General features: G+C 63.1%; 27 protein-coding genes. 8 read left to right on the top strand and 19 right to left on the bottom strand.

The window, feature by feature from the left end:
• Nucleotides 1-2: 2 nt before the first annotated feature.
• A complete protein-coding gene (locus tag Q0Y09_RS08880; RefSeq protein WP_297720577.1) occupies nt 3-566 on the bottom strand; it encodes a DUF3793 family protein in 564 nt (187 codons plus the stop codon).
• Nucleotides 567-784: 218 nt separating this feature from the next.
• Nucleotides 785-1,159, bottom strand: coding sequence for a metal-dependent transcriptional regulator (locus tag Q0Y09_RS08875; RefSeq protein ID WP_297720575.1), 375 nt, complete (start codon nt 1,157-1,159; stop codon nt 785-787).
• Between the two features lie 284 nt (nt 1,160-1,443).
• Between Q0Y09_RS08875 and Q0Y09_RS08870 the strand changes: the two genes are divergently transcribed.
• The 4 genes from Q0Y09_RS08870 to Q0Y09_RS08855 all read left to right on the top strand — a co-directional run bounded on the left by Q0Y09_RS08870 (nt 1,444) and on the right by Q0Y09_RS08855 (nt 4,431).
• Nucleotides 1,444-1,653: a FeoA family protein gene (locus Q0Y09_RS08870; protein ID WP_297720572.1), complete on the top strand. Its 210-nt coding sequence runs from the start codon at nt 1,444-1,446 to the stop codon at nt 1,651-1,653.
• A 24-nt stretch (nt 1,654-1,677) separates the two neighbouring features.
• Entirely contained in the window at nt 1,678-1,896 is a 219-nt protein-coding gene (locus Q0Y09_RS08865) for a ferrous iron transport protein A (RefSeq protein ID WP_297720569.1), read from the top strand.
• A gap of 116 nt (nt 1,897-2,012) precedes the next feature.
• On the top strand, nt 2,013-4,253 hold the full coding sequence (gene feoB / locus Q0Y09_RS08860) for a ferrous iron transport protein B (RefSeq protein WP_297720566.1): 2,241 nt from the start codon (nt 2,013-2,015) through the stop codon (nt 4,251-4,253).
• A 40-nt stretch (nt 4,254-4,293) separates the two neighbouring features.
• On the top strand, nt 4,294-4,431 hold the full coding sequence (locus tag Q0Y09_RS08855; protein ID WP_297720563.1) for a FeoB-associated Cys-rich membrane protein: 138 nt from the start codon (nt 4,294-4,296) through the stop codon (nt 4,429-4,431).
• Nucleotides 4,432-4,478: 47 nt separating this feature from the next.
• Here the strand turns inward: Q0Y09_RS08855 and Q0Y09_RS08850 are convergent, their stop codons facing one another.
• The 4 genes from Q0Y09_RS08850 to udp all read right to left on the bottom strand — a co-directional run bounded on the left by Q0Y09_RS08850 (nt 4,479) and on the right by udp (nt 8,450).
• On the bottom strand, nt 4,479-5,903 hold the full coding sequence (locus Q0Y09_RS08850) for an MATE family efflux transporter (RefSeq protein WP_297720560.1): 1,425 nt from the start codon (nt 5,901-5,903) through the stop codon (nt 4,479-4,481).
• Nucleotides 5,885-6,349, bottom strand: coding sequence for a MarR family winged helix-turn-helix transcriptional regulator (locus tag Q0Y09_RS08845; protein ID WP_297720558.1), 465 nt, complete (start codon nt 6,347-6,349; stop codon nt 5,885-5,887). Before Q0Y09_RS08845 ends, Q0Y09_RS08850 begins: the two co-directional genes overlap by 19 nt.
• A 137-nt stretch (nt 6,350-6,486) precedes the next feature.
• Nucleotides 6,487-7,557: a glycosyltransferase gene (locus Q0Y09_RS08840; RefSeq protein WP_297720555.1), complete on the bottom strand. Its 1,071-nt coding sequence runs from the start codon at nt 7,555-7,557 to the stop codon at nt 6,487-6,489.
• Nucleotides 7,558-7,682: 125 nt separating this feature from the next.
• Nucleotides 7,683-8,450 carry a uridine phosphorylase gene (udp, locus tag Q0Y09_RS08835; protein ID WP_297720552.1) on the bottom strand — a complete coding sequence of 256 codons (768 nt, stop codon included), beginning with the start codon at nt 8,448-8,450 and terminating at the stop codon, nt 7,683-7,685.
• A 227-nt stretch (nt 8,451-8,677) separates the two neighbouring features.
• On the opposite strand from udp, the gene Q0Y09_RS08830 reads away from it, so the two are divergent.
• Nucleotides 8,678-9,364 (top strand): hypothetical protein, encoded by a 687-nt coding sequence (locus tag Q0Y09_RS08830; RefSeq protein WP_297720550.1) that lies wholly within the window; start codon nt 8,678-8,680, stop codon nt 9,362-9,364.
• 54 nt (nt 9,365-9,418) lie between these two features.
• On the opposite strand, the gene Q0Y09_RS08825 is transcribed toward Q0Y09_RS08830, so the two are convergent.
• From Q0Y09_RS08825 to Q0Y09_RS08780, 10 genes are all read right to left on the bottom strand, one after another.
• Nucleotides 9,419-10,309, bottom strand: coding sequence for a HAMP domain-containing sensor histidine kinase (locus Q0Y09_RS08825; RefSeq protein WP_297720597.1), 891 nt, complete (start codon nt 10,307-10,309; stop codon nt 9,419-9,421).
• 17 nt (nt 10,310-10,326) lie between these two features.
• The gene (locus Q0Y09_RS08820) at nt 10,327-11,085 is read right to left on the bottom strand and encodes a hypothetical protein (protein ID WP_297720547.1); all 759 of its coding nucleotides are present in this window, start codon (nt 11,083-11,085) and stop codon (nt 10,327-10,329) included.
• A gap of 12 nt (nt 11,086-11,097) precedes the next feature.
• Nucleotides 11,098-11,871 carry an ABC transporter permease gene (locus Q0Y09_RS08815; RefSeq protein WP_297720545.1) on the bottom strand — a complete coding sequence of 258 codons (774 nt, stop codon included), beginning with the start codon at nt 11,869-11,871 and terminating at the stop codon, nt 11,098-11,100.
• Nucleotides 11,864-12,787 carry an ABC transporter ATP-binding protein gene (locus tag Q0Y09_RS08810; protein WP_297720543.1) on the bottom strand — a complete coding sequence of 308 codons (924 nt, stop codon included), beginning with the start codon at nt 12,785-12,787 and terminating at the stop codon, nt 11,864-11,866. Before Q0Y09_RS08810 ends, Q0Y09_RS08815 begins: the two co-directional genes overlap by 8 nt.
• A gap of 98 nt (nt 12,788-12,885) precedes the next feature.
• Complete coding sequence (locus tag Q0Y09_RS08805) at nt 12,886-13,575, bottom strand: response regulator transcription factor (protein WP_297720540.1); 690 nt, start codon at nt 13,573-13,575, stop codon at nt 12,886-12,888.
• Complete coding sequence (locus Q0Y09_RS08800; protein WP_297720537.1) at nt 13,575-13,898, bottom strand: hypothetical protein; 324 nt, start codon at nt 13,896-13,898, stop codon at nt 13,575-13,577. Before Q0Y09_RS08800 ends, Q0Y09_RS08805 begins: the two co-directional genes overlap by 1 nt.
• Before the next feature lie 24 nt (nt 13,899-13,922).
• On the bottom strand, nt 13,923-15,554 hold the full coding sequence (locus Q0Y09_RS08795) for an NFACT family protein (RefSeq protein ID WP_297720535.1): 1,632 nt from the start codon (nt 15,552-15,554) through the stop codon (nt 13,923-13,925).
• 6 nt (nt 15,555-15,560) lie between these two features.
• A complete protein-coding gene (locus Q0Y09_RS08790) occupies nt 15,561-15,962 on the bottom strand; it encodes a ribonuclease III domain-containing protein (protein ID WP_297720532.1) in 402 nt (133 codons plus the stop codon).
• A 114-nt stretch (nt 15,963-16,076) separates the two neighbouring features.
• Entirely contained in the window at nt 16,077-16,634 is a 558-nt protein-coding gene (locus Q0Y09_RS08785; protein ID WP_297720530.1) for a hypothetical protein, read from the bottom strand.
• Between the two features lie 180 nt (nt 16,635-16,814).
• Entirely contained in the window at nt 16,815-18,179 is a 1,365-nt protein-coding gene (locus Q0Y09_RS08780) for an MATE family efflux transporter (protein WP_297720527.1), read from the bottom strand.
• A 217-nt stretch (nt 18,180-18,396) separates the two neighbouring features.
• Here Q0Y09_RS08780 and Q0Y09_RS08775 point away from each other — a divergent pair, with 217 nt between their 5' ends.
• Nucleotides 18,397-18,579, top strand: a complete 183-nt coding sequence (locus Q0Y09_RS08775) for a hypothetical protein (RefSeq protein ID WP_297720524.1) — start codon at nt 18,397-18,399, stop codon at nt 18,577-18,579.
• A gap of 117 nt (nt 18,580-18,696) precedes the next feature.
• Here Q0Y09_RS08775 and cysS read toward each other — a convergent pair whose 3' ends face one another.
• Together cysS and epsC are read right to left on the bottom strand one after the other, a co-directional pair.
• Nucleotides 18,697-20,145, bottom strand: coding sequence for a cysteine--tRNA ligase (cysS, locus tag Q0Y09_RS08770; protein WP_297720521.1), 1,449 nt, complete (start codon nt 20,143-20,145; stop codon nt 18,697-18,699).
• A 14-nt stretch (nt 20,146-20,159) separates the two neighbouring features.
• Nucleotides 20,160-20,813, bottom strand: a complete 654-nt coding sequence (gene epsC, locus Q0Y09_RS08765) for a serine O-acetyltransferase EpsC (protein ID WP_297720519.1) — start codon at nt 20,811-20,813, stop codon at nt 20,160-20,162.
• A 433-nt stretch (nt 20,814-21,246) separates the two neighbouring features.
• Between epsC and Q0Y09_RS08760 the strand changes: the two genes are divergently transcribed.
• Together Q0Y09_RS08760 and Q0Y09_RS08755 are read left to right on the top strand one after the other, a co-directional pair.
• A complete protein-coding gene (locus Q0Y09_RS08760) occupies nt 21,247-21,708 on the top strand; it encodes a zinc ribbon domain-containing protein (protein WP_297720516.1) in 462 nt (153 codons plus the stop codon).
• Between the two features lie 387 nt (nt 21,709-22,095).
• Nucleotides 22,096-22,590, top strand: coding sequence for a zinc ribbon domain-containing protein (locus Q0Y09_RS08755; RefSeq protein WP_297720513.1), 495 nt, complete (start codon nt 22,096-22,098; stop codon nt 22,588-22,590).
• A 103-nt stretch (nt 22,591-22,693) separates the two neighbouring features.
• Here the strand turns inward: Q0Y09_RS08755 and Q0Y09_RS08750 are convergent, their stop codons facing one another.
• The gene (locus Q0Y09_RS08750) at nt 22,694-22,861 is read right to left on the bottom strand and encodes a hypothetical protein (protein WP_297720511.1); all 168 of its coding nucleotides are present in this window, start codon (nt 22,859-22,861) and stop codon (nt 22,694-22,696) included.
• Nucleotides 22,862-22,988: the final 127 nt, after the last annotated feature.

Below are 22,988 nucleotides of genomic sequence, written 5' to 3'. Positions count from 1 at the left end.
GCTCATGCCGCCTGGAGGACCTGCGCCAGGGACCTCCCTTCGGCCAGCTGGGCACACAGCCGGTCCCGGCACCGGTCATACCGCCGAAAGAGCGCCTTGGCCCGGTCCACATCGGAATAGACCTTCCAGTAGCCGCACAGCTTGCAGTCCCGGCCCCGGTGGCGCTGGAACCCCGCCACATCCTCCGGCGGATAGCCCAGAAACAAGCCGATCTCATGGGGGAACTCGGCCTGGGTCCGAAGCCTGTGACCCAGCCGGTCCAGCATGGTCTCCAGCCCATCTCCCGGTCCGTATCCGTCCCGCTCCAGCAGTACCGCCGCCAGCGGCGCCCGGAGGGCCCGCTCCAGTTTCGTTGGCCGGTAGAGGAGCAGCAGCCTGTTCTGGCCACAGCCACACATGGTGCGAAATGCCACGCCACACCGGGCAAAAAGCCGGCGATAACCCTCCAGTTGCCCCTCCAGATCGGGGAATTCCGCCTGGGAGAGGGCCACGAGATTGGCCGGCTTCAGGCCGGTCAGCACGGGGGCACAGTGATAGGCCAGGATCTGGTCCAAGGTCCGTTCCATAGTCAGGTCTTCTCCTTTCGCCATTAGTTAGTCAAAGCTAACTATTGTAGAAAAAGAGACAGGGCCAACGCCCCGTTCTCTCTGGTTAGCAATCACTAACTGACAAGAGAATACCACGACTCCCCCGCCCTGTCAAGAGAAAATGAGAAAATCCCGTCTGCCGGAACCCAGCAGACGGGATCAGCCTCAATTTGGCGGCCCGGACCGACAGATTGGATCTACTGCTGCACCATGGGTCCGATATGCTCCTTCAAGCGGGCAAAGGTCTCCTCACTGATGTCATGTTCGATGCGGCAGGCGTCCTCAGCCGCCACCTCCGGGCGCACACCCAGTGCGGTAAGCCACTCGGTGAGAAGGCGATGACGCTCATAGATCCGGACGGCAATGTCCATACCGGCCTCGGTCAGCTCCAGCAGGCCGTCTTTCTCCATGGTCACATACCCGTTTTCCCGCAGCAGGCTCATGGCCCGGCTCACGCTGGGCTTGGAATAGTTCAAGTGGTGGGCCACATCAATGGAGCGGACCATCCCCTTCTTTTCCCGGATGACCAAAATGGCCTCCAGATAGTCCTCCGCCGATTCTTGGATCTTCAATCAGGTTCTCCTCCTCGCCCCGTGACCCGACCTCCAGAACTCCGGTCACTCTTTTTGTCATTGTAACACAGTTCGGACACCGGTACAAGGGCTTTGACCCGGTCCCGCCCCTCCCTGTTCCCAACCACTAGCCAATTCCCTTTTGGAAAAAATGTATTTTTTTATTTTGGGGATTGACATCAGCGGTTAGCAATGGTAAACTAACCGCCGGAAGATGGTTAGATATGGCTAACCATCAGCAGCATACATCTTCAGACAGGTTCAAATGAGAGGTGATCGTTATTATGCCGCTTACTATGACCCCTTCCGGCTGCACCAGCACCGTGAAAAAGATCTATGGGAAGGATGAGGTCCGCCATTTTCTGAACAGCCTGGGCTTTGTGGAGGGCGGAGAGGTGACCGTGATCTCTGAGATGGGCGGAAACCTGATCGTCAGCGTAAAGGACGCCCGCATCGCTCTGAGCAAGAGCATGGCGGGGCGTATCCTGGTCTGACACAGAAAGAGAGGAGGAAGCATCATGACTTTGAGGAATGTCAAGGTCGGCCAGACCGTGCAGGTCACCCGGCTTAACGGCGAAGGGGCCCTGCGCCGCCGCATCATGGACATGGGTATCACCAAGGGCACTTCTGTCTATGTCCGCAAGGTGGCCCCGCTGGGGGACCCGGTGGAGATCACTGTCCGCGGATACGAGCTGTCCATCCGCAAGGACGACGCTGTGTGTATCGAAGTGGAATAAGTCTGGCCCGGGCGGGAGACCGCCCTTCCCTTTTGTCACATAGTTAGCAACAGACAACCGCCTTCAAAGACGGAAAGAGTCAGCGGGATGCTCCCGCAGAGGAGGAATCAATCAATATGTCTATCACCATTGCCCTTGCCGGCAACCCCAACTGCGGCAAGACCACCATGTTCAACGCCCTCACCGGCTCCGCCCAGTTCGTGGGCAACTGGCCGGGCGTCACCGTGGAGAAAAAGGAGGGGCGGCTCAAGGGCCGTAAGGACGTCTCCGTCATGGACCTGCCCGGCATCTACTCCCTCTCCCCCTATACCCTGGAGGAGGTGGTGGCCCGGAACTACCTGATCCACGACCACCCTGACGTCATCCTCAACCTGGTGGACGCCTCCAACATTGAGCGCAACCTCTACCTTACCACCCAGCTGCTGGAGCTAGGCATCCCGGTGGTGGTGGCCCTCAATATGATCGATGTGGTCAAAAAGCAGGGCGACAGGATCGACACCGCCAAGCTCTCCGCCGCCCTGGGCTGCCCGGTGGTGGAGACCGCCGCCATTCGGGGTGAGGGCTGCCTGGCCGCCGCCGAAAAGGCCGCCGCCCTGGCCCTGACCAAGGAGCCCTTCGCCCCCCGGCACACCTTCTCCAAGCCAGTGGAGGAGGTCCTCGGTTCCATTTCCCAGCTGGTGAAGGACGTGGTCCCTTCCAATGCTCTGCGCTGGTACGCCGTCAAGCTCTTCGAGCGGGACGAGAAGGTCATGGAGGGCTTCACCCTCTCCGCCGACGCCGCCGCCCGGTTGGAGGGGCTCATCCAAGACTGCGAGACGGCCATGGACGACGACAGCGAGTCCATCATCACCAATGAGCGCTACAACTATATTTCCCAGGTCATGGCCCGCTGCGTGAAGAAGTCCCGGGCCGGCCTTTCCACCTCGGACAAAATTGACCGCATTGTTACCCATCGGGTCCTTGCCCTGCCCATCTTCGCCGTGGTCATGTTCCTCATTTACGCCATCGCCATGGGTACCTCCCCCGCCGCCCTCTTTGACGGCAGTGCCGCCCAGGGCGAGCCCTGGGGCATTGGCATCGGCACCTGGGGCACCGACTGGGCCAATGACGTCCTCTTCGGCGAGCTGGTGCCCGGCCTGTTCGGCTCCGTCCTCACCGCCCTGGGCGTGGCCGAGGGCAGCTGGGTCTACGGCCTGATCCAGGACGGCATCGTGGCCGGTGTGGGGGCCGTGCTGGGCTTTGTGCCCCAGATCCTGGTGCTCAGCTTCCTGCTGGCCATCCTGGAGGACGTGGGCTACATGGCTCGCATCGCCTTCATTATGGACCGCATCTTCCGCCGCTTTGGCCTTTCAGGCAAGAGCTTCATCCCCATGCTGGTGGCCACCGGCTGCGGCGTCCCCGGCATCATGGCCTCCCGCACCATTGAACAGGACCGGGACCGCAAGCTCACCATCATGACCACCGGCTTCATCCCCTGTGGGGCCAAAATGCCCATCATCGGCCTCTTTGCCGGCGCCATTTTCGGCAGCTCCCCCCTGGTAGCCGTCTCCGCCTTCTTCATCGGTATCGCCGCCGTGGTCCTCTCCGGCATCCTCCTGAAAAAATTCAGGGCCTTCGCCGGCGAGCCCGCCCCCTTCGTCATGGAGCTGCCCGCCTACCACGCCCCCTCCGCCGGCAACGTGCTCCGGGGCACCTGGGAGCGGGGCTGGTCCTTCATCAAGCGGGCCGGCACGGTCATCCTCATCTCCTCCATCATCCTCTGGTTCCTCATGGGCTACGGCTTTGAAAACGGCGCCTTCGGCGCGGTGGAGGACATGAACCACTCCCTGCTTGCCGGCATCGGCAGCGCCATCGGCTGGATCTTCTACCCCCTGGGCTGGGTGGGTGAGAACGCCTGGAAGCTCACCTGCGCCACCATCACCGGCCTCATCGCCAAGGAGGAGGTGGTCAACTTCTTCGGCATCGCCTTCCAGTACGCCGGCGAAGCCGACCTCATGGAGGACGCCTCCGGCCTCTATCCCGCCATCGCCGCCGCCTTCACCGGCCTCTCCGCCTACTCCTTCATGATCTTCAACCTGCTCTGCGCCCCCTGCTTTGCCGCCATGGGCGCCATCAAGCGGGAGATGAACAACTGGAAGTGGACCCTGGGCGCCATCGGCTACATGTGCGGCTTCGCCTATGTGATCTCCATGATCGTCTACCAGTTGGGCGGGCTGCTGCTGGGTCAGGTCAGCTTTGGCGTCTTCACCGTGGCAGCCCTGGCCGCCCTGGCCGGGCTCCTCTATCTGCTGTTCCGGAAAGGCTGGCAGGGGGAGCACGCCGTTCGGGGCCTGCGCTCTGTGGCCGCTGCGCAGTAACGCTCCATTTTGAATCTGTTCACAGAAAGGAGGGCTGCCTATGCTGTCCATTGGAGAAGGGATCGCCCTGGCCGCCGTGGTCCTGGCCGTGGGGCTGGCCGTCCGCTCCATCCGAAAAAGCCGGAAAAAGGGCGGCGGATGCAGCGGAAACTGTTCCCACTGCTCCGGCTGTCACTGAAAAAACATGAAAGGGTCCCGGTACACCAAAGGTACCGGGACCCTTTTTTATAATGACGACTGCGGGAGCCGGGCGTCCTCCTGGGCCGTCAGACGGCTCAGCTTGGACATCTCCGGGACGATGAACAGGGCCACGATGACTCCGGAGCTGATGTCGGCGATGGGACCGGCGTAAAGGATGCCGGTGAGTCCGAAGAAGGTAGGCAAAATGAGAATGAGGGGGATGAGCAGCAGCAGCTGCCGCAGCATGGATAGCAGCGACGCCTTCAAGGGCTGTCCGGTGGCCTGGAAGTAGCCGGTGGAGACGATCTGGAACCCGGCGCAGAAAATGCCGAATATGTAGGTGCGCATACACCGGACTCCGAAGTCGGTAAAGTTCTGGTCTCCCGTCCCAAAAAGGGAAAGGATCTGCTCAGGAGCCAGCTGACAGACGGCCCAGCCGGCGGTGATGGCAACGGTAGCCGCCACCACAGCGATGAGATAGGTCCTGCGCACCCGGTGGAAGTGCCGTGCGCCCCGGTTGAAGCCCAGGATGGCCTGGGAGCCCACGCCGATGCCCACACAGACAGAGCCCAGGATCATGGCGATTTTCATAACGATGCCCATGGCCGCCTGGGCGGTCTCACCGCCCACCGGGCTCAGGTCGCCATAATACTTGAGGGAGTTATTCATCACGATCTGCATGATGCAGGCCACGCCCTGGGTGATGCCGGAGGAGATGCCCAGGGTGCAGATCCTGGCGCACAGCTCCCCCCGCAGGCCCATGAACCGCCGGTCGAAGCGCATATGGACGCCCTTCTTCCAGAAATAGAGACTCAGGATCACCGAAGAGATGAGCTGCGAGGTGATGGTGGCGATGGCCGCACCCTTGACCCCCCAGTGGAAGACAAAAATGTAGATGGGGTCCAGAATGGTATTGAGGACAGCGCCGATGATGATGCCGTACATGGACATCCTGGGGCTGCCGTCGGCCCGGACCATGTTGGACAGGGAGACCGACAGTACGCTGAAGGGAGCGCCCAGGAGGATGATGGCAGTATAGTCCCTGGCGTAGGGCATCACCGTATCCTTGGCACCAAAGGCCCGAAGCATGGGCTCCAGAAAGACCAGGCCCAGCACCGTCATGACCAGGCCCGCCAGAATGGACAGGACAAAGAGGTTGTTCAACGTGCGATCGGCGGCCTCGTCGTCCCCCTCTCCCATCCGCAGGGAGGCATAGGCGCAGCCGCCGGAGCCGATCATGGTGGATATGGCCAGCATGATGGTGACCACCGGGAAGGCGATGGTGGTGGCGGCGTTGCCCAGTACGCCCACCCCCTGCCCAATGAAGATCTGATCCACGATGTTATACACCGAGTTGACCAGCATGGAGATCACCGAAGGTACGGAAAAGGCCAGCAGCAGCTTGCCGATGGGCTCGTAGCCCAGCGGGTTCCCGCCCTGCGCGCCTGTGCTCAACCGTTCTGATGACATGGTTCTCTCTCCTCCTGCTCCAACGCCCGGATGGCGTTTTCCGCGATGCGGGACAGCAGTCCCCGCGCCATCTCCGCCTCCTCCGGCGTCATGCCCTCCGTGAGCAGCGCAGTCCACCGCTCCCGGGCGTCGTACCCCATTTGAACCACTGGCTCAGCCGCCTGGGTGGCGTACAGCCGCCGGATACGCTTGTCGCACACATCGGCCTCGGAGCGGACATAGCCCATCTCCTCCAGCTTCTGCACCGCCCGGGTCACCGTGCCCTTATCAAAAAGTCCCATCCGGGCCAGGTCGTACATGCTGATCCCACGGTTTTCGTAGATCCGCAGGAGGAAAAACTGCTGCCCGCAGCCGATCCCCATGGGGGCCAGCTCCCGGTCATAGAAGCGGTTGCCCATCCGATAGGCGATGGAGATGTTCCGTCCCAAAAATACAGACTCGTCCACAGCACCTGTCTCCTTTCTCTCTTACCCCGCCGCCCCTGTTCCGGGCGCTCAGGCCCGTACAGAATATCACAAAATAGTTGTGCGGTCAATCATATATCTGAAAAATCCCCTGCTTCCCGTAGGAAACAGGGGATTTTTCAGATATGAGAGGAGAAATAGGACAGATTCCACAGGTAGGCCGGGTCCTCCGGCTTATAGCGTCCGGCCCGCTGGTTCCAGGCCGCGGCCTCGTCTCTCCGGCCCAGCCGGTCCAGGCACACGCACAGCTGGATGCAGGGGAGAAAGCCGTAGCAGTCAGGCCGGACAAAACCGCCGCGCCGGTCATCCCGCTCCCGGGTGAGGGCCAGCTCATACCAGAAGGCGGCCCTGCGCCAGTCCTCCCGGGCCTGGAACCAAGCGCCCAGGGCACAGCAGGTCTCCGCCCTGGGATCGTCATAGCGAAAGCTGTCCAGCAGGGCCTGGAGCGCCCCCGCTCCATCCCCCTGCTCCCGGCGGCACCGGGACAGCAGGCGGCATGCCTCAATTTCGTCCTCCACCCAGCCGCCGCCCCGATCCAGGAATCGCTCCAGCTCCACCGCCGCATCGGCATACCGCCGGTGGTCCAGGAGCTCACGGGCGTAGTAAAACCGCTCCCGGGGGGAGAAGTCCTCTCCCCGTGCCCGCTTGCCCTCATAGATGCGCAGGTTGCGGTCCGGGTCGCCAGGCCCCTCCTTCTGGTGGGTCACCGCCGCCGTGGACCAGATCACCCTGCCAAAGGGGGGAATGACCTCATGGACCGCCCCCTCCCACAGGTCCCGGCCCAGGTTCCGCACCACCCGTTCCCGGCAGCAGGTGAAAACCGGGCGTCCCTCGCCGTCCAGGCCGCTGTGGTAGGGCATCATCACCACATCCACATCGGGGGGCAGGGTCCGCTTGAGGTCCAGGAACTGCTCCCGGTCTGCCGGCAGGAGCACATCGTCGGCATCCAGCCACATGAGATAGTCCATCCTACCCAGGGAAAAGGCATAGTTTCGGGCGGCGGCAAAATCATCCCGCCAGGGGAAGTCATAGACCCGCTCGGTATAGGAAAGGGCCAGCGCCCTGGTCCCATCGGTGCTTCCGGTGTCCACAAGGACCATCTCATCCACCAGCCCCGCCACACTGTCCAGACAGCGCCCCAGCACCTTCTCCTCATTTTTCACGATCATACAAAGGCTGATCGTCGCCATGGGACCACCTCCTCCGCCCAGCCTATGCGCCCCATGCAGAGTCGGTGACGGCGTGACAGCAAAGCGCCCGTGGAGGGCGGTCCATAGGACCGCCCTCCACGGGCGCAGCGCGTCAGATCAGGGGTTCAGCCCTTTCGGTCCTGTTCAATGAGGAGCTTGACGGCCTCGATCCCCACCTCAATGGCGGCGGAGAGGTCATGGCTCTCCTTCTGGTCCAGACCGGCGGCCTCCCGCTCCTGGTTCCAAATCACATGGAAGCAGGAGCCGCAGCGGGTCCCCAGGGCGGCGGAGCAGCAGAAGAGGGCGGCTGACTCCATCTCGGAGGCCAGGACACCCAGCCGCTTCCACGCCTCCCACTTGGCCTGGAGCTCATAGCTCACCGGCATACGGGCGGGATCGTGCTGGCCATAGAAGGAATCCTTACACTGGACCACGCCGGCGTGCCAGGGCTTGCCCAGGTTCTTGGCCGCCTGGACCAGCGCCTCCTGGACCCGGTAGTCGGACACCGCAGGGAACTCGATGGGCGCGTATTCCCGGCTGGCCCCCTCGTGGCGGACGGCGCCGGTGGCGATGACTACATCGTCGCTCTGGACCTGGAGCGCAATGCCGCCGCAGGTACCCACCCGGATAAAGGTGTCCGCCCCGATGGCGTGGAGCTCCTCCATGGCGATGACGGCAGAGGGGCCGCCGATGCCGGTGGAGCACACGGAGACCTTCTCCCCCAGCAGCGTGCCGGTATAGATGGTATACTCCCGGTTGGACTGGACCTTCACCGGGTCGTCAAAATAGGCGGCGATCTTCTCGCAACGGCCGGGGTCCCCCGGCAGGAGACAATATCGTCCCACGTCGCCTTCCTTGCATTGGATGTGAAATTGAAGCTCATGGTGCTGCATCCGCTCGCCTCCAGTATCATCAGGATACCATGATTCTACCATCTTTTTCGGCCCTTTGCAAGAAATCTATCTGTCTTTTCCGGTTGTAACCATTTGTAATTGCATTTTTTCCTGCATTTCGATAAAATAATGATACATGACATGGGACCAATGCGCGCCCATCGCCCATCCGGACGTCCCCAACCCATTGCCCGGCGGTCTCCACCGCCGGCGGAAGGAAGACTGTTATGAAACAACGCGCCCTCCTGTGCGTCCTGGCGCTGCTGCTGGGCGCCTCTGCCGGACTGCTTCTCAACGTCAGCCAGCTCTCCGGCCGCGGCCTTCTGGCCCCCGGCGCTATCAGCGCCTCCGCTGCGCCCAGCGCCGTTCTTTTCACCGCCCAGGCCTCCGCCATTGACCCGGACAGCAACGCCCCCCTTCTGGAGGCGGGCAGCAGCGTTCTCGCCGCCCTCAAGGCGGGGGATCTCCAGACCCTGGCCGCCCTGGTGGACCCGGATCGGGGCGTCACCTTCACCTCCTACTCCACCGTGGACCCCCGCAGTGACCTCACCTTTCTGCCCGATCAGCTCTCCCAGGCGGGCATGAACCGCACTCCATATGTGTGGGGCTACACCCAGGGCAAGGGGGATGCCATCACGATGACCCTCCCCGAGTATCTTACCTCCTATGTCTTCAACATCGATTACACCCAGGCCCCCATGATCGGCGTGGACGCCCTGCTCTCCTCCGGCAACTCCCTGGAAAATGTCCGGGACGCCTATCCGGAGGACCGCTTTCTGGAATACTATTTCCCGGGGCAGGACCCGGAGGTGGGCGGACTGGACTGGTGCGCCCTCAAGCTGGTCTTCAGCGACCGGGACCACACCGGCAGCTACCGTCTGGTGGGGATCATCCACAGCGAGTGGACCATCTGAACAGAACAAGCGCGCCCCGGGCCATTGCCCGGGGCGCGCTTTTGCATGTTGCGGTCACTGTTTCATAGTCTGCCAGCGCACCGTCACCTGGAAGAGCCCGTCCTCCAGCTCTGCGGTGACGGTATGGCCCATCCGCTCCGCCAGAGCCTTCACAATGGCCAGGCCCAGACCGGTGGACTGGCCCGTACGCATCTTGTCGGCGGTATAAAACCGGTCAAAGACGTGCTCCACATCCTCGGGGGTGAGCCCCGGGGCGTCGTTTGCAAAGATGGACACCACCTCGTCCCCCTCCTGATAGAGGAGGATGGACATGCGCGTCCGGCCGTGCTCCAGGGCGTTGCGGATGAGATTGGTGAAGACCCGCAGCACACCCGCCGGATCAGCCGTCACCGCCGGGAGCCCCTCCCGGAGCTCCACCGTCATGTCAAAGCCGGAGCCCTCAAAGTCATTGTAAAACTCGGCCACCAGCTGACTGAGCACATGGTAGAGGTCCACCCGCTCCCGGGCAAGCGGGTACTCGCCCCCCTCCAGCCGGGAGAGGTCATAAAAGCTGACGATCATGCTCTGGAGGGCCCTGGCCCTGCCCTGGACGATGTGCAGGTACTCCCGGCGCTCCTCTACCGTCAGACCGTCCCCCTCCAGCAGCTGGAGGTAGCCCAGAATGGAGGTGAGGGGGGTGCGCAGGTCATGGGAGACATTGGCGATCTGCTGCCGGATGGCCTGCTCCTGCCGCCGGTAATCCCCCTCCTCCCGCTCCCGCAGGTCCAGCAGGCCGTTGATGGCGGTGAGCAGCTCCTCCGCCGCGGCGTTGGGGGCCGCCATGGACACTCTGGTCCGTCCGGCGCGGAGCTGCCTTGCACAGATGCGGATGTCCCGCTCCAGGGCGTAAAGACGCAGGGCCAGCACCAGACAGACCAGAGCCAGGACCGCCGCCAGAATGAGCATGCTCACGTTTCCCCCTTCTATCGGATCTCTTTCCGCCGGAACAGGATGAGTCCCAGCCCCGTGGTGAGGACCAGCCAGAGCGCCCCCGTCAGCCAGCTGTTGCACAGTGTGGAGGGCACATTGCCAAGTCCGTAATAGGTGCTGCTGAGCAGGAAGGGCCGCACCAGCGCCATAAAGCGGTTGACCAGTTCTCCCACCGGTCCCAGGCCGTAGAAGCTGGACACCGACAGGACGAGTTCCCCCAAGGTGATATAGAGGTAGTAGAGCACAGCTCCCACCCCGGCGGGGCGGAGGGTAAAGACCAGGAAACAGGCCAGGGAGACCGCGCCCACATATCGGGGCAGGGAGCGGAGCATGGCCAGCAAAAGCCCGGCGCTCACCATTGCCCGCTCCTCTCCGCTCTGGGCCAGCACCGTCCCGGTGGAGAGGGCTCCCATGAAAAAGACAAAGGCTGTGAGCAGAAAGAGGGCTGTGCCCACCAGCAGGGCGGCAAAGAGCTTGCCCAGATAGATCCGGGCCCGGGGCAGGCCAAAGGCGACCTCATTGACCAGTCCCCCTGACCGCTCAGAGCCGCCCCCAGCCCACTCGGCCAGCGGAAAGGCCAGGTAGAGCCCCATCACCATGAAGTTTTCAAAGCCCATCAGGACCGCCCAGGGGGTGCTCCCCCGGTAGGTCAATCCGACGAGCAGGACCAGCAGCAGGAAGACGCCCCAGGCCAGCAGGTCGCCCCGCCGCCTGGTCATCCGCCACAGTTCGGCACTGAGATAATTGAGCACGGTCCCGCCTCCTCAGTTGATCTCTTTCCGGCCAAACTGCCACAGGCCCAGAACGGTGGTCCCAAAGCACCAGCCCGCGCCCACGGCCCAGGCCCAGGCCACCCGGGACCAGTCTCCGATGGCATCCATGATATTCTCCAGGGGCGAGGTGAGCAGGAAGTCCCGGAGCTTAAACAGCAGGTCCGCAAGGCCGGGCGCCTGGAGGGCCAGCAGGAGGGAGAGGAAGGTGAATACCTGTCCCAGCAGGGCGACGATGCCCACCGAAACGAGGGTGGCGGCCACGCTTCCCCGGATGGTGAAGAGGCACATGGTATAGAGGGACTGGGCCCCCAGCCACACCGGGAGGGCGCACAGCAGGGCAAAGCCCACCGTCTCCAGGGCCTCGGTGAGCTCACCGCTCCCCGGCAGCATCAGGGCGCACAGCAGGGCATACCAGCCCAGCAGCACCACGCAGGCCACGATGGAGAGCCCGCTCCCGGCCAGGAGCTTACCCAGATAGATCCGGTAGCGAGGGATGCCGGCGGCCACTTCATTTTTCAAGGTATTGTGCTTGTACTGGTCGGAAAAGACCATGTCTGTGGTGATCCCGGCGGCATAGTAGCCCATGGTGAGGAGGTAGAGCAGCATGAGCAAGCCGTCGGCGACCGTCATGTGGATCATGTCCCCATTGAACCAGGCCCACATCAGGACCAGAAGCAGCTCCAGCCCCGCCACCACCAGAAGGGTGATCCAGAGGTAGGGCCGGCGGGAGACCTTGTAGCCCTCGGCGCGGAGGTAGTCAAGCATGTCCGCCACCCCCGATCAGCCGCAGGAAGTAGTCCTCCAGATTGGCGTTCTTACTCTCCGCCCCGATGAGGGCCACGCCCTCCTCCATGAGGGCGGCAGTGACCGTCTGGGGGCGGTCCAGGAAGGCATAGAGCCGGAGCACATTGCCGGGGAGCACCTCGTACTCCCGGGTGCCCAGCCGCTGTTCCAGGGCCAGGGCGGCCCTGGCGGCGTCGTCCACCGTGAGCTGGAGACAGGCCCGGCACTTTTCCCGCAGCTTCTGGGCGGAGATCTGCTCCAGCATATGCCCCTTGTCCAGGAAGCCGTAGTGGGTGGCCACATTGGAGAGCTCCGAGAGGATGTGGCTGGAGATGAGAATGGTGGTCTCCCGCTGGCGGTTGAGCTCCAGCAGCAGATTGCGGAACTCCACGATGCCCTCCGGGTCCAGGCCGTTGATGGGCTCGTCCAGCAGCAGCAGGTCGGGGTTGTCCATCAGGGCCAGGGCCAGACCCAGCCGCTGCTTCATGCCCAGGGAGAACTGCTTGAATTTCTTCTTTCCCGCCTCCCGGAGCCCCACCTGCGCCAGCACCCGGTCCACGCAGTCCCGTCCGGGGATGCCCCGCTGGCGGCGGTAGTACTCCAGGTTCTCGGCGGCGGTGAGATAGGGATAAAAGCTGGGGATCTCCACCATGGCTCCCAGCCGAGACCGTGCGGCGGAGAGCCCCTTTTCGGTGGTCTCGCCGAACAGCTCGATCTCCCCGGAGGTGGGCGGGGTCTGGGCGGTGAGCATGCGGATAATGGTTGTCTTGCCCGCCCCGTTCCGGCCCACCAGGCCGTAGATCTGGCCCTTCTCCAGCCGGAGCTCTATATCCTCCGCCGCCGGTTTGGCCCCGTATCGTTTGGTGAGCCCTCGGGTCACCAGGATCGCTTCTGACATCTGGCATCCGCCTTTCCTTTTAGCATAGTATCATTCTAGCAGAAAGGCAATAATCCCCCTTAAAGCAAAGGTGAAGAAAAGATAAAGAGACCGCTGCGCTACTCCACATTCATTTTGAAGCCGATGCCCCACACCGTCTTGATATACTCCCGGTCGGAGACCTTGGCCAGCTTGGCGCGCAGGTTGGAGATGTGGACGTTGACCGTGTTGTCGTCCCCCATGTACTCCCCGCCCCAGGCGCTCTCATAGAGCTGCTCCCGGGTAAAAACCTTCCGCGGGTGGGACATGAGGAGAGCGAGGATCTCAAACTCCCGGGCGGTGAGGGTGACTTCCCGCCCGCCGGCGGTCACCCGGATGGCCTCCCGGTCCAGCTCCAGGTCTCCGCAGCGGAGCACCTGGCTCCCGCCCGGCGTGGAAAACTGCTTGTACCGCCGGAGCTGGGCTTCCACCCGGGCCAGGACCTCGGCGTTGTCGAAGGGCTTTGGGATGAAATCGTCAGCCCCCAGCCGCAGCACGTTCACCCGGTCCTCCAGCCCCGTCTTGGCCGAGAGGACGATAATGGGCATGGTCCGCTTCTTCCGCATCCGGGCGATGAACTCCTCCCCGGTGACTCCGGGCAGCATCAGGTCCAGCAGCACCAGGTCGTAGTCATACTGCTCCGCCCACAACACCGCCTCGCTGCCGGAAAAGGCAGGGCGGACGTCATATCCGCCGTCTGTGAGGATGCGGCAGAGGAGGCGGTTGATGTCCTGGTCGTCCTCCACCACCAGGATGTGGCAGGTCTCCATCAGAGCCGCGCCCCCTCCCGGTTGTCCCTGGCCGCCCGGTTGTAGAGGGAGAGCCCCAGCAGCACCATGCCCAGTCCCACCGCAAAGGCAAAGAGCACCGCAAGGATGCCATAGGTGGTAAAACTCATGACCTTATCCACCAGATTGTCGTAGCCCCAGAACACCCCGCCGAACATCAGCAGGAACCCCGCGATGTTGCCGGAGACGGCCAGAGGGGCCCGGCTGATCTTCAGCTCAGCTCCGCACTTGGGGCACTTGTCCTGCACCGCCTTGAGAAGATGATACTCATTTTCGTGTCCACATTCCCAACAGACCCATTTCATATTTTATATGCCTCCTGCTTTTTCTTATTTGATCCGCAGCCGTTTGGCCAGCTCCCCATCCGGGTCCACATAGGCGGTCTGGTAGGTCGTATAGACCACCATGCCCGGCTTGGCGCCGGCCGGCTTCTTCACATATTTCACCGGGGTGTAGTCCACCGGCACCTTTTTCCCGTCCCGGGCCTGGGAGAACCAGGCCGCCAGCCGGGCGGCCTCCTCGATGCTCCCGGCGTCCGGGGTCCGCCCCTCGGTCCACAAAATCACATGGGAGCCGTGGATCTTCTGGGTGTGGAGCCACAGATCTCCCTTGCCCGCCTGCTTGGCGGTGAGGAGGTCGTTTTGGGTGTTGTTCTTCCCCACGGAGATCCGCAGCCCGGCGGTGGAACGGAACTCCATCGGTCTGGCCGCCGACTTCATCCGCTTGGCCGCCTTGGCGCCCCGGCGGAGGTATCCGGTATCGGTGAGCTCCTGACGGATCTCCGCCAGGTCCCGCTCCCCCTCGGCCAGGGCGACGGCCTCCAGCACGCTGTCCAGATACTCCAGCTCCCCCCGGCCCTTCTCGATCTGCTCCCCCAGGACCACCTCGGCAGTCTTGGCCTTGTTGTACTCCTTATAATACCTGGCGGCATTCTGCTGCGGGGTGAGGAGGGGGTCCAGAGGGATATCCACCTCCCGGCCCTCCGGGTCGTAGTAGTCCGCAAGGCGGACCGTCTTCATGCCCTTCTGGAGCGCGTAGAGGTTGGAGGTGAGGATATCTCCCAGCTCCCGCTTCCGCTCCCGGTCCTTTGTGGCCTCCCGCTCCAGCTCCTGTTGGGCCACCCGGCGGGCCACCCGGTCCCGGGCTCTGGTCACCGCCTTCTGGAGGTCGGCCCCTCGCTGGCCCACCTTCTCCGCCGTGGCCCGGGCGGCGTAAAAGTCATCCAGCAGCGTTGAAAATCGCTCATAGCGCCTGAGCTCGGTGTCCGGCCCGTACTGGAGAACGGGAAGGAAGGTGAAATCCACCAGCTTGCCCTCCCGCACCAGGCCGTAGGGCACGAAGCCCCCAGATCCCACGGCCTCGTTCAGCCGTTCCAGCTTCTCCTCCAGACCCTCGCCCCGGCTCACGCCGTTGGAGCGGAAGTCCAGCTCCCGCTCCAGCAGCGGGGGCAGCCCCGGCCTGGGGTCGGGGAGCCGATAGAGCAGACCGGGCATGACGCCCCGCTGTCCGGCGGCTATGTCCCCCTCCACCCGGCGGACACAGTCGAGGATGCGGTCCTCCCCGTCCAGAAGGATGAGGTTGGCCCGGCGGCCCATGGCCTCCAGCACCAGCGTGCGGAGGACCTTGTCCCCCAGCTCGTCGGTGGATTCCAGCCGCAGCAGCACGATGCGCTCCAGCTCCGGCTGCTCCAGCCGGAGGAAACGGGCGCCGGTGAGGTGCTTGCGCAGGAGCATGCAGAACATGGGGGGCTGGGCCGGGTTCTCCCGGACCTCCTTGGTCAGGTGGAGCCGAGGGCCGTTGGGGCTGGCCGAGAGGAGGAGCTTCACATTCTCCCCCGCCCCCCGGACGGCCAGAATGACCTCATCCCGGCTGGGTTGATAGATCTTATCGATCCGTCCCCCCTCCAGCACAGGCCGGAGCTCTTCCAGCACCGCCCCCAGGCAGATCGCGTCCAGTGCCATTCCGCATCACTCCTCCATCATCCGGGTAAAGAGCTCGTTGAGCCGGTCGGTCCGTCCCTGGAGGTAGAGGTAGCCGAACAGAGCCTCCAGAGCGGTGGCCGTCTGGTATTCCTCCCGGCTGGCCGCCTTGGGAACGGTGTGGGGGCTGGTGTTCCGCCCCCGGCGGAACACGTCCTGCTCCTCCTCGGTAAGGACGCCCTCCAGTTTTTTGGCCATGGCGGCCTGGGCGGGGGCGGCCACGAAGTGGACGGTGGCCTTGTGGAGCCCCCGGGAGGTGGCTTTCCCCTGGAGCACCAGCCAGGAGCGCACCATCAGTTCAAAAACGCCATCCCCCAGGTGGGCCAGTCCCAGACTGCTGACGGCCCGGATCTCGTCGGGGCCCGCATGGAGGTGAAAGTAGTCGGTCATAGCGATCTTCTCCCGTATCTCTAAAAAGTGGGCGCGGCGCCGCTTCGGTCCCCCGTCAGGGCATCCCCGCAGCGCCGATATGCCCTTACAGTGTAACACAGCGCCGCCGGGCGGTCAACAAACACCGGACGCCCCCCGCTTCTCCGTCGGGACAGGCCAACCGTCCGCCCCGAACCGATAGAGAATATACCGCTCTCCCGCCAGCACTACCGTCCGGGCCAGGCAGAAGAGGGCGGGCAGGGGAAAGGGCCGGGCGCAGGAGAAGGGATAGGCCAGCGCAAAGCCCGCCCCCTCCGCCCGGCAGAGGGTCTCCCCCTGCCGGACTGCCATGCTCCGCAGCGCCTCCTCTCCGAAGGACAGGCTGCCTGGGTCGACCCGGCGCCACCCCTGCGGCGGCGCAGCGGCAAAGTGGAAGGCCAGCTCGGTCTCGCCGCCCACTGGCGGCCAGGCCCCCTGGCGCTTCAGGCTGTCCAATGTGAGGGTGCGCCTGATGCGAAGCTCCCCCGCCTCCGGGGCCAGCGTCCCCAGCAGGGCCCGCCCAGAGGGTCCCCGGAGATAGGCTTTGTAAAGCCCTCGTCCATCCTCTGCTCTCCTGACCTCCGCCACCGCCCGCAATTCGTCTGCCCGCACCGTCAGACTGCCGCCGTCCGTCAGCCTGTAATGCCGTTCCACGCGCTCCCTCCTCTCCGTTGCCTATCTTATGCGGCGGGAGAAAAGTCTTTCCTACCGGGAGTCAGTAAGATAGGTGCAAATTCTATTGCGCCTGCATGTCGAATCCTGGAACACATGCACATTCTCGTAACTGAATAGAAAAATGTGGCTGCCCACGGTGTGGACAGCCACATTCGCCCTTCAGTTTTGACGCCCGGCCATTTCCAACCGGCCCATGGGCCGGTAGACCACGAAGTACATCGTGGTAAAACAGGCCAGTCCGCCCAGAAGCTGTGAGACCGCCTCCGCCACAAAGACGCCGCTGGTCCCCAGCCAGAGCGGCAGCAGCAGCGTGAGGGGCGCGTTGATAAACGCCTTGCGGAGGAGGGAGAAAAAGATGGCGTTTTTGGCCCGTCCCAGCGCGGTGAAAATAGACTGGCCGGCCATCTGGAGGGACATGAACATGAACAGGGCAAAATAGGTCCGCAGCGCCGGCACGCCGATGGCAACCAGCTCCGCCTCCGTCGTAAAGAGCCGGATGAGCAGCTCCGGGAAGAGCATGATGACCGCCCAGGCGGCCACCGAGTAGGCCACCACCACCGCGGCGGTGAAGCGGATGCCCTGGCGGACCCGGCGGTACTCCCCGCCGCCGTAGTTGAAGCCCAATACCGGCTGAGCGCCGTTGGACACACCGGTGAGGGGCATGCTCACCACCTCCCGGATGGAGTTCACAATGGTCATGACCCCCACATAGAGGTCGCCGCCCCAGGTCTCCAGCGTGGCGTTGCACACCACCTGGACCAGGCTGTTGGTGAGATTGACGAAGAAGCCGGCCAATCCCAGAGAGAGGATCTTCTTCACCCTCCGGGCCGCGAGGGACATCCGGCTCAGCCGCAGGCGGAGGATGGCCCTTTTTCCGGTGAGGAACCGGAGGACCCAAGCCGCCGAGCAGCCCTGTGCCAGAATGGTGGCCAGCGCCGCCCCCCGGACTCCCATGTCCAGAGCGAAAATAAAAACCGGGTCCAGCACGATGTTGACCACCGCACCCAGTCCCACCGTCATCATGCCTGTCTTTGCAAAGCCCTGGGAGTTGATGAAGGGATTGAGCCCCAGACTGATCATGACAAAGATGGTCCCCATGAGGTAGATGGTGAGGTAGGCGTCGGCATAGGGGAAAGTGGCGTCGCTGGCGCCGAAGAGGTAGAGCATGGGCCGTTTGATGAGGAGACACACCAGCGTGGCCAGTCCGCCGAGGATGAGGAGCAGCGTAAAGGAGTTCCCCATCACATACTCAGCTTCCTCGTTCTCTCCCCTGCCCCGATAGATGGAGCACAGGGGTGCGCCGCCCATGCCGCAGAGGTTGGCAAAGCCCATGAGAATGGAGATGATGGGCATGGTGAGCCCCAGTCCGGTGAGGGCCAGGTGCCCGGGCAGACGGCCCAGGTACATCCGGTCCACCACGCTGTAAAGGACGTTGATGAGCTGAGCCAGGGTCATGGGGGCGGCCAGGGTCAGAATGGTCCTGGGGATGCTCCCCTTTGAAAAATCGTTTTGCTGCTGTGCCATCCCGGCCTCTCCTCCTTGTATTTCAGGCGCCGGGATCCTGGCGCAGAGGCCCAGGCAAGGCGCGTTCAATCAGCAAGATTTTATTTATTATAATATAGCTCCCCACGGAAAACAACTGTGCGTCCCGAAAAGTCGCGCCTTTCAGCGGCAGGGCTGGAAGGATCTTTCTGCGTTGCGCCCGTACGGACGGGGCAAGCTAGGGGCGAGGTGATGCCCCATGCGGCGGGATCATGCCGATCTCTACGCCCTCTGCCGCCACGACCCCCGGGCCGACGCCTACTTTCAGTCCCTGCCCGAGGACATCCAGAGCCGGCTCAGCGGGCGGATGAAGCAGATCAACACCCTTTCCGACCTGCGCAGCCATGCCGCCCGGCTGATGGGCGGCGGCTCCCACTCCTGAAAAAGGAGGCTGGTACCGAAAAACGGTACCCAGCCTCCTTTGTTTCTTTTACCTGCCTTTCCGCTCAGAAAAAATGAAAGTTTCTTTTGCCTACTTTTCTTTTCAAAGAAAAGTGGGTCAGATACGTTTCCACACCGCGCCGCCGGGCACGTCGGTGACCTCGATGCCCCTGGACTTCAACTCGTCACGGATGGCGTCGGCCTCGGCAAAGTTCTTGGCCTTCTTGGCCTCGCCCCGGCGGAGGACCAGAGCGTCGATCTCAGCGTCTCCCTCGCCGGTGACGGTGTAGCCGTTGGCAGAGGCGGTGGTGGTGGCCTTGGCCTGTTCGGCCCGCCTGACCTCTGCCTTTTGGAGGAGATCCAGGCCCAGCACCTGGTCAAATTTACCCACCAGAGCCAGCTTGTCAGCGTCGCTCAGGTCCTTGGCCTTAAGGACGTCATAGAGCCGGGTGACGGCCAGGGAGGTGTTGAGGTCGTTGCCCAGGGCCTCCTTAAAGGCGTCGTCGTACTTGGCCATGGCCGCCTCGTCGGCGGCTCCCTCCGTCTTGAGGGCAGCCACGCGGTTTACCAGCTTTTCGTAGGCGGCCTTGGCATTGTCCAGGTTCTCGTAGGAGAAGACCAGGGCCTTCCGGTAGTGTGACTGGAGGCAGAACAGGCGGTAGACCAGGGGGTCGTAGCCCTTTTCCTCCAAGGTGGAGACGGTGGTGAACTCACCCTTGGACTTGCTCATCTTGCCGCCGGCGGTGTCCAGGTGGGCGATGTGGACCCAGTATTTGCACCAGGGATGGCCCAGATATGCCTCAGACTGGGCGATCTCGTTGGTGTGGTGGGGGAAGGCGTTGTCCACGCCGCCGCAGTGAATATCCAGGTACTCGCCCAGGTACTTCATGGAGATGCAGGAGCACTCGATGTGCCAGCCGGGATAGCCCACGCCCCATGGGGAATCCCACTTCAAAGCCTGGTCCTCGAACTTGCTCTTGGTGAACCAGAGGACGAAGTCGGTCTTGTTGCGCTTGTTCTCGTCGGCCTCCACGCCCTCCCGGACGCCCACCACCAGGTCCTCCTCATCGTGGTCGTTGAAGACATAGTAGTGCTCCAGCTTGGAGGTGTCGAAGTAGACGTTGCCCCCGGCGAAGTAGGCGTAGCCCGTCTCCATGAGCCGGGTAATGACCTTGATATAGTCGTCGATCATGCCGGTGGCGGGCTGGACCACATCGGGGTACTTGATGTTGAGCTTTTTGCAGTCAGCGAAGAAGGCATCGGTGTAGAATTTGGCGATCTCCATGACGGACTTGTGCTCCCGCTGGGCCCCCTTGAGCATCTTGTCCTCGCCGGTGTCGGCGTCGGAGGCCAGATGACCCACGTCAGTGATGTTCATGACCCGGGTGACGTCGTAGCCGTCGTAGCGAAGGAACTTCTCCAGCACGTCCTCCATGAGGTAGCTGCGCAGGTTTCCGATGTGGGCGAAGTGGTAGACGGTGGGGCCGCAGGTATACATACTCACCTTGCCGGGGGTGTGGGGGACGAAGTCCTCCCGGGTGTGGGACGCGGAATTATACAGCTTCATTGTACTCTGACTCCTTATCTGTTTTCCATTCTATGTTGTTCGTCGATATAGTTTTCCAGCCACTCCAGCCGGGAGGAGATGGCCTGGAGCTCCTTCTGCACCGGGTCGGTGACGTGGATCTGGTCCACGCTGGAGGCGAAGTCCACCTTCTCCCCGGCGATGCGGACCACCCGGGCGGGGACACCCACGGCGGTGGCCTCCGGTGGGATCTCGGTGAGGACCACGGCGTTGGCGGCGATGCGGGCGCCGTCCCCCACCTTGAAGGGGCCCAGCACCTTGGCTCCGGCGGACACCATTACGTTGTTGCCCAGGGTGGGATGGCGCTTGCCGTGGTCCTTGCCGGTGCCGCCCAGGGTGACCCCGTGGTAGATGAGGCAGTCGTCCCCGATCTCGGTGGTCTCGCCGATGACGATGCCCATACCGTGGTCGATGACGAAGCGGCGGCCGATCTGAGCGCCGGGGTGGATCTCAATGCCGGTGAGGTGCCGGGCCAGCTGGGAATTGAGCCGGGCCAGGAAAAATAACCTGTGGCGGTAGAGCCAGTGGGACACCCGGTGGAAGAGGATGGCGTGAACGCCGGGGTAAAGGAGCAGGATCTCCAGCTTGCTCCGGGCCGCCGGGTCCCGGGCCTGATAGGCGCCCAGGGTCTCTGAAAGTCGTTTGAACATGGGGTACCTCCCGTTCTGTGTGGGTTTGGGCCAGACGCAAAAACGCCCCTCATGCCCGAAGGCATGAGAGGCGCCGTTCATCCACGCACGCGGTTCCACTCTCGTTTCTCGCTCGCGGGCCGGTAACGGGGCCTGGCCGTGGGGCATTACGCCCCCGCGCTCCCGGATGCACTTCACGCGGGACTGCCGTAAGACCGCTTTCAGCCGGTGACGGTCTCTCTCTTTCCGGTATGCTCCCCCGCGCTACTCCTTCCGTTCCTTGCGCCGGTTTCTCCTATGTCTCTAGTATATTATCATTCCCGCCGGTTGGTGTCAAGTCCCGCCCCGCCGGGCGGCTGTCCCAACTTTTTTCCCTTTTTGTGTCACATCTTGCGCGGTTCAGGCGATCTATGATATGATGGGACCGAAAACAAACAGTAAAGGAGGAAGATCCATGGCCCTCATCCACTGCCCCGAGTGCGGCAAGGAGGTCTCCGACCAGGCCGCCGTCTGCATCCACTGCGGTTATCCCCTAAACAGGGCCCAGGAGGAGCGTTTTGCTCTGGTGTTGCTCAGCCTCAACCAAGATTACGCCGGCATCGTCCACACAGTCCAGCTGGAACTTCTGATCGACGACCACAATGCGGCCAAGGACCTGGTGGACCACCTCCCCGCCCTGCTCCGTCGGGACATGACCTACGAGGAGGCCGTGGAGCTGGCCCGCCGCTTCCAACCCAACGCCGTGGTCAAGCTGGTCCGGGACCGGGGAGAGACAGACGAGGGCCTTCTTTCCGCCCAAGAGACCCCCCTCCCCGTCGATCCGGAGGAGGAGAAGCACGGCCTGGGTTTTGGCGGGACGGTGGCGGCGGTCATCGTGGGCATCTTCGCCGCCGTCCTGCTGCTGTCCATCCTGTAAGCGCCCGGGAAACCGCCGCCTATGCCCTGGCGGCGGTCCTCCCCGCCCTCCTCTATCTTCTGGGCAAGGCCCTTCTGTCCGGCCCCACCGGACCTCTCAGCCGCTTTCTGGCCTGGTACGGATACGATATTCTGGCCGGCTTCTTCATTCTGGGCTTTGCCAACCTGCTGCTGGCCCGCTCCGGCTTGTCTTATCGCCTCCACCGCCCTGCCCACCTCTTTCCCTTTCTCCTCCTCTGCGGCGGAGTGTGGGAATGCTTCGCCCCTTTGCTCAAGCCCTCCGCCGTCTTTGACTGGTGCGACTTCCCTGCCTATTTGTCCGGCGGCGCCCTCTATTATCTGCTGATCGGGCGCCATTTCCAGAGAAACAAAGAAAGGACGTGAGCCCATGGCCCTCATTCACTGTCCCGAGTGCGGCAAGGAGGTCTCCGACCTGGCCGCCGCCTGTATCCACTGCGGATATCCTCTCCGGGCCGCCGACCTCCCCGTCCGGTACGCCCTCATTCTGGAGGACCCCGGCCCCGACCCCGGCAAGACCGCCGCCCTCCTCCACAAGCACCTCACCCTGACCCAGGAGGAGGCCCAGGCCCTCACGGAGAAGACCCCCGCCGTGGTGGTCCAGGGCCTCGCCTTCCGTCAGATCTGGGACCTGAACGACGCCCTCCGCCGGGTATGCACCTGCAAAGCGGTGCGGGACAAGTCGGTATGGACCCCGGAGGCCATCCAAGAGGCCGCCGCCGTGGACCTCACACAGGAGCGGTCCCGGACCTGGGCGGGGCGGATCGCCAGCCCCATGACCTTCTGGAAGACCGTAGGGGCCATCCTGACCGCTCTGCTGATCTGGAGCGTTGCCAGCTTCCTGCTGTCCGCCCTCTTCTTCTGACAGAAAAAATGGTTCCCAGCGGTCTGAAGTACCCCCAAAAGTGAAACAATCGTTCAGCGGGAAAATTGTTCAAGCAACCGAAAGGACTTGCTGCCTGTGAAGATCAGGCGGCAAGTCCTTCCGTTTTGTCTTGATGCGGCGGTTGCTGTAATACTCCAGGCCAGTCCGCCAATTCCTGCCTGAATTGCTCCATAGAGCTGAACGCTTGCAGCAAAGCAACTCCCTTTTCAGCAATCCCAAAGCCGTTAAAAAGAGATTTGCGAATTGTCAAGTCAAGTGCAACAAAGAGCCAAAGAAGATTTCAAAGGGAGCGCGCCAGTCAAGGCATTTGCGGGGTCTGAAATTCATGAGGAAGACGAAGTCGTCCAGGAAGGCGTCAGAGAAAGCAGAGAAGTCGG

Origin of the sequence: Intestinimonas sp. (genome assembly GCF_026169115.1) — a bacterium.
Taxonomy (GTDB): domain Bacteria; phylum Bacillota; class Clostridia; order Oscillospirales; family Oscillospiraceae; genus Intestinimonas.
This window is presented reverse-complemented; position numbering and strand designations above follow the sequence as displayed.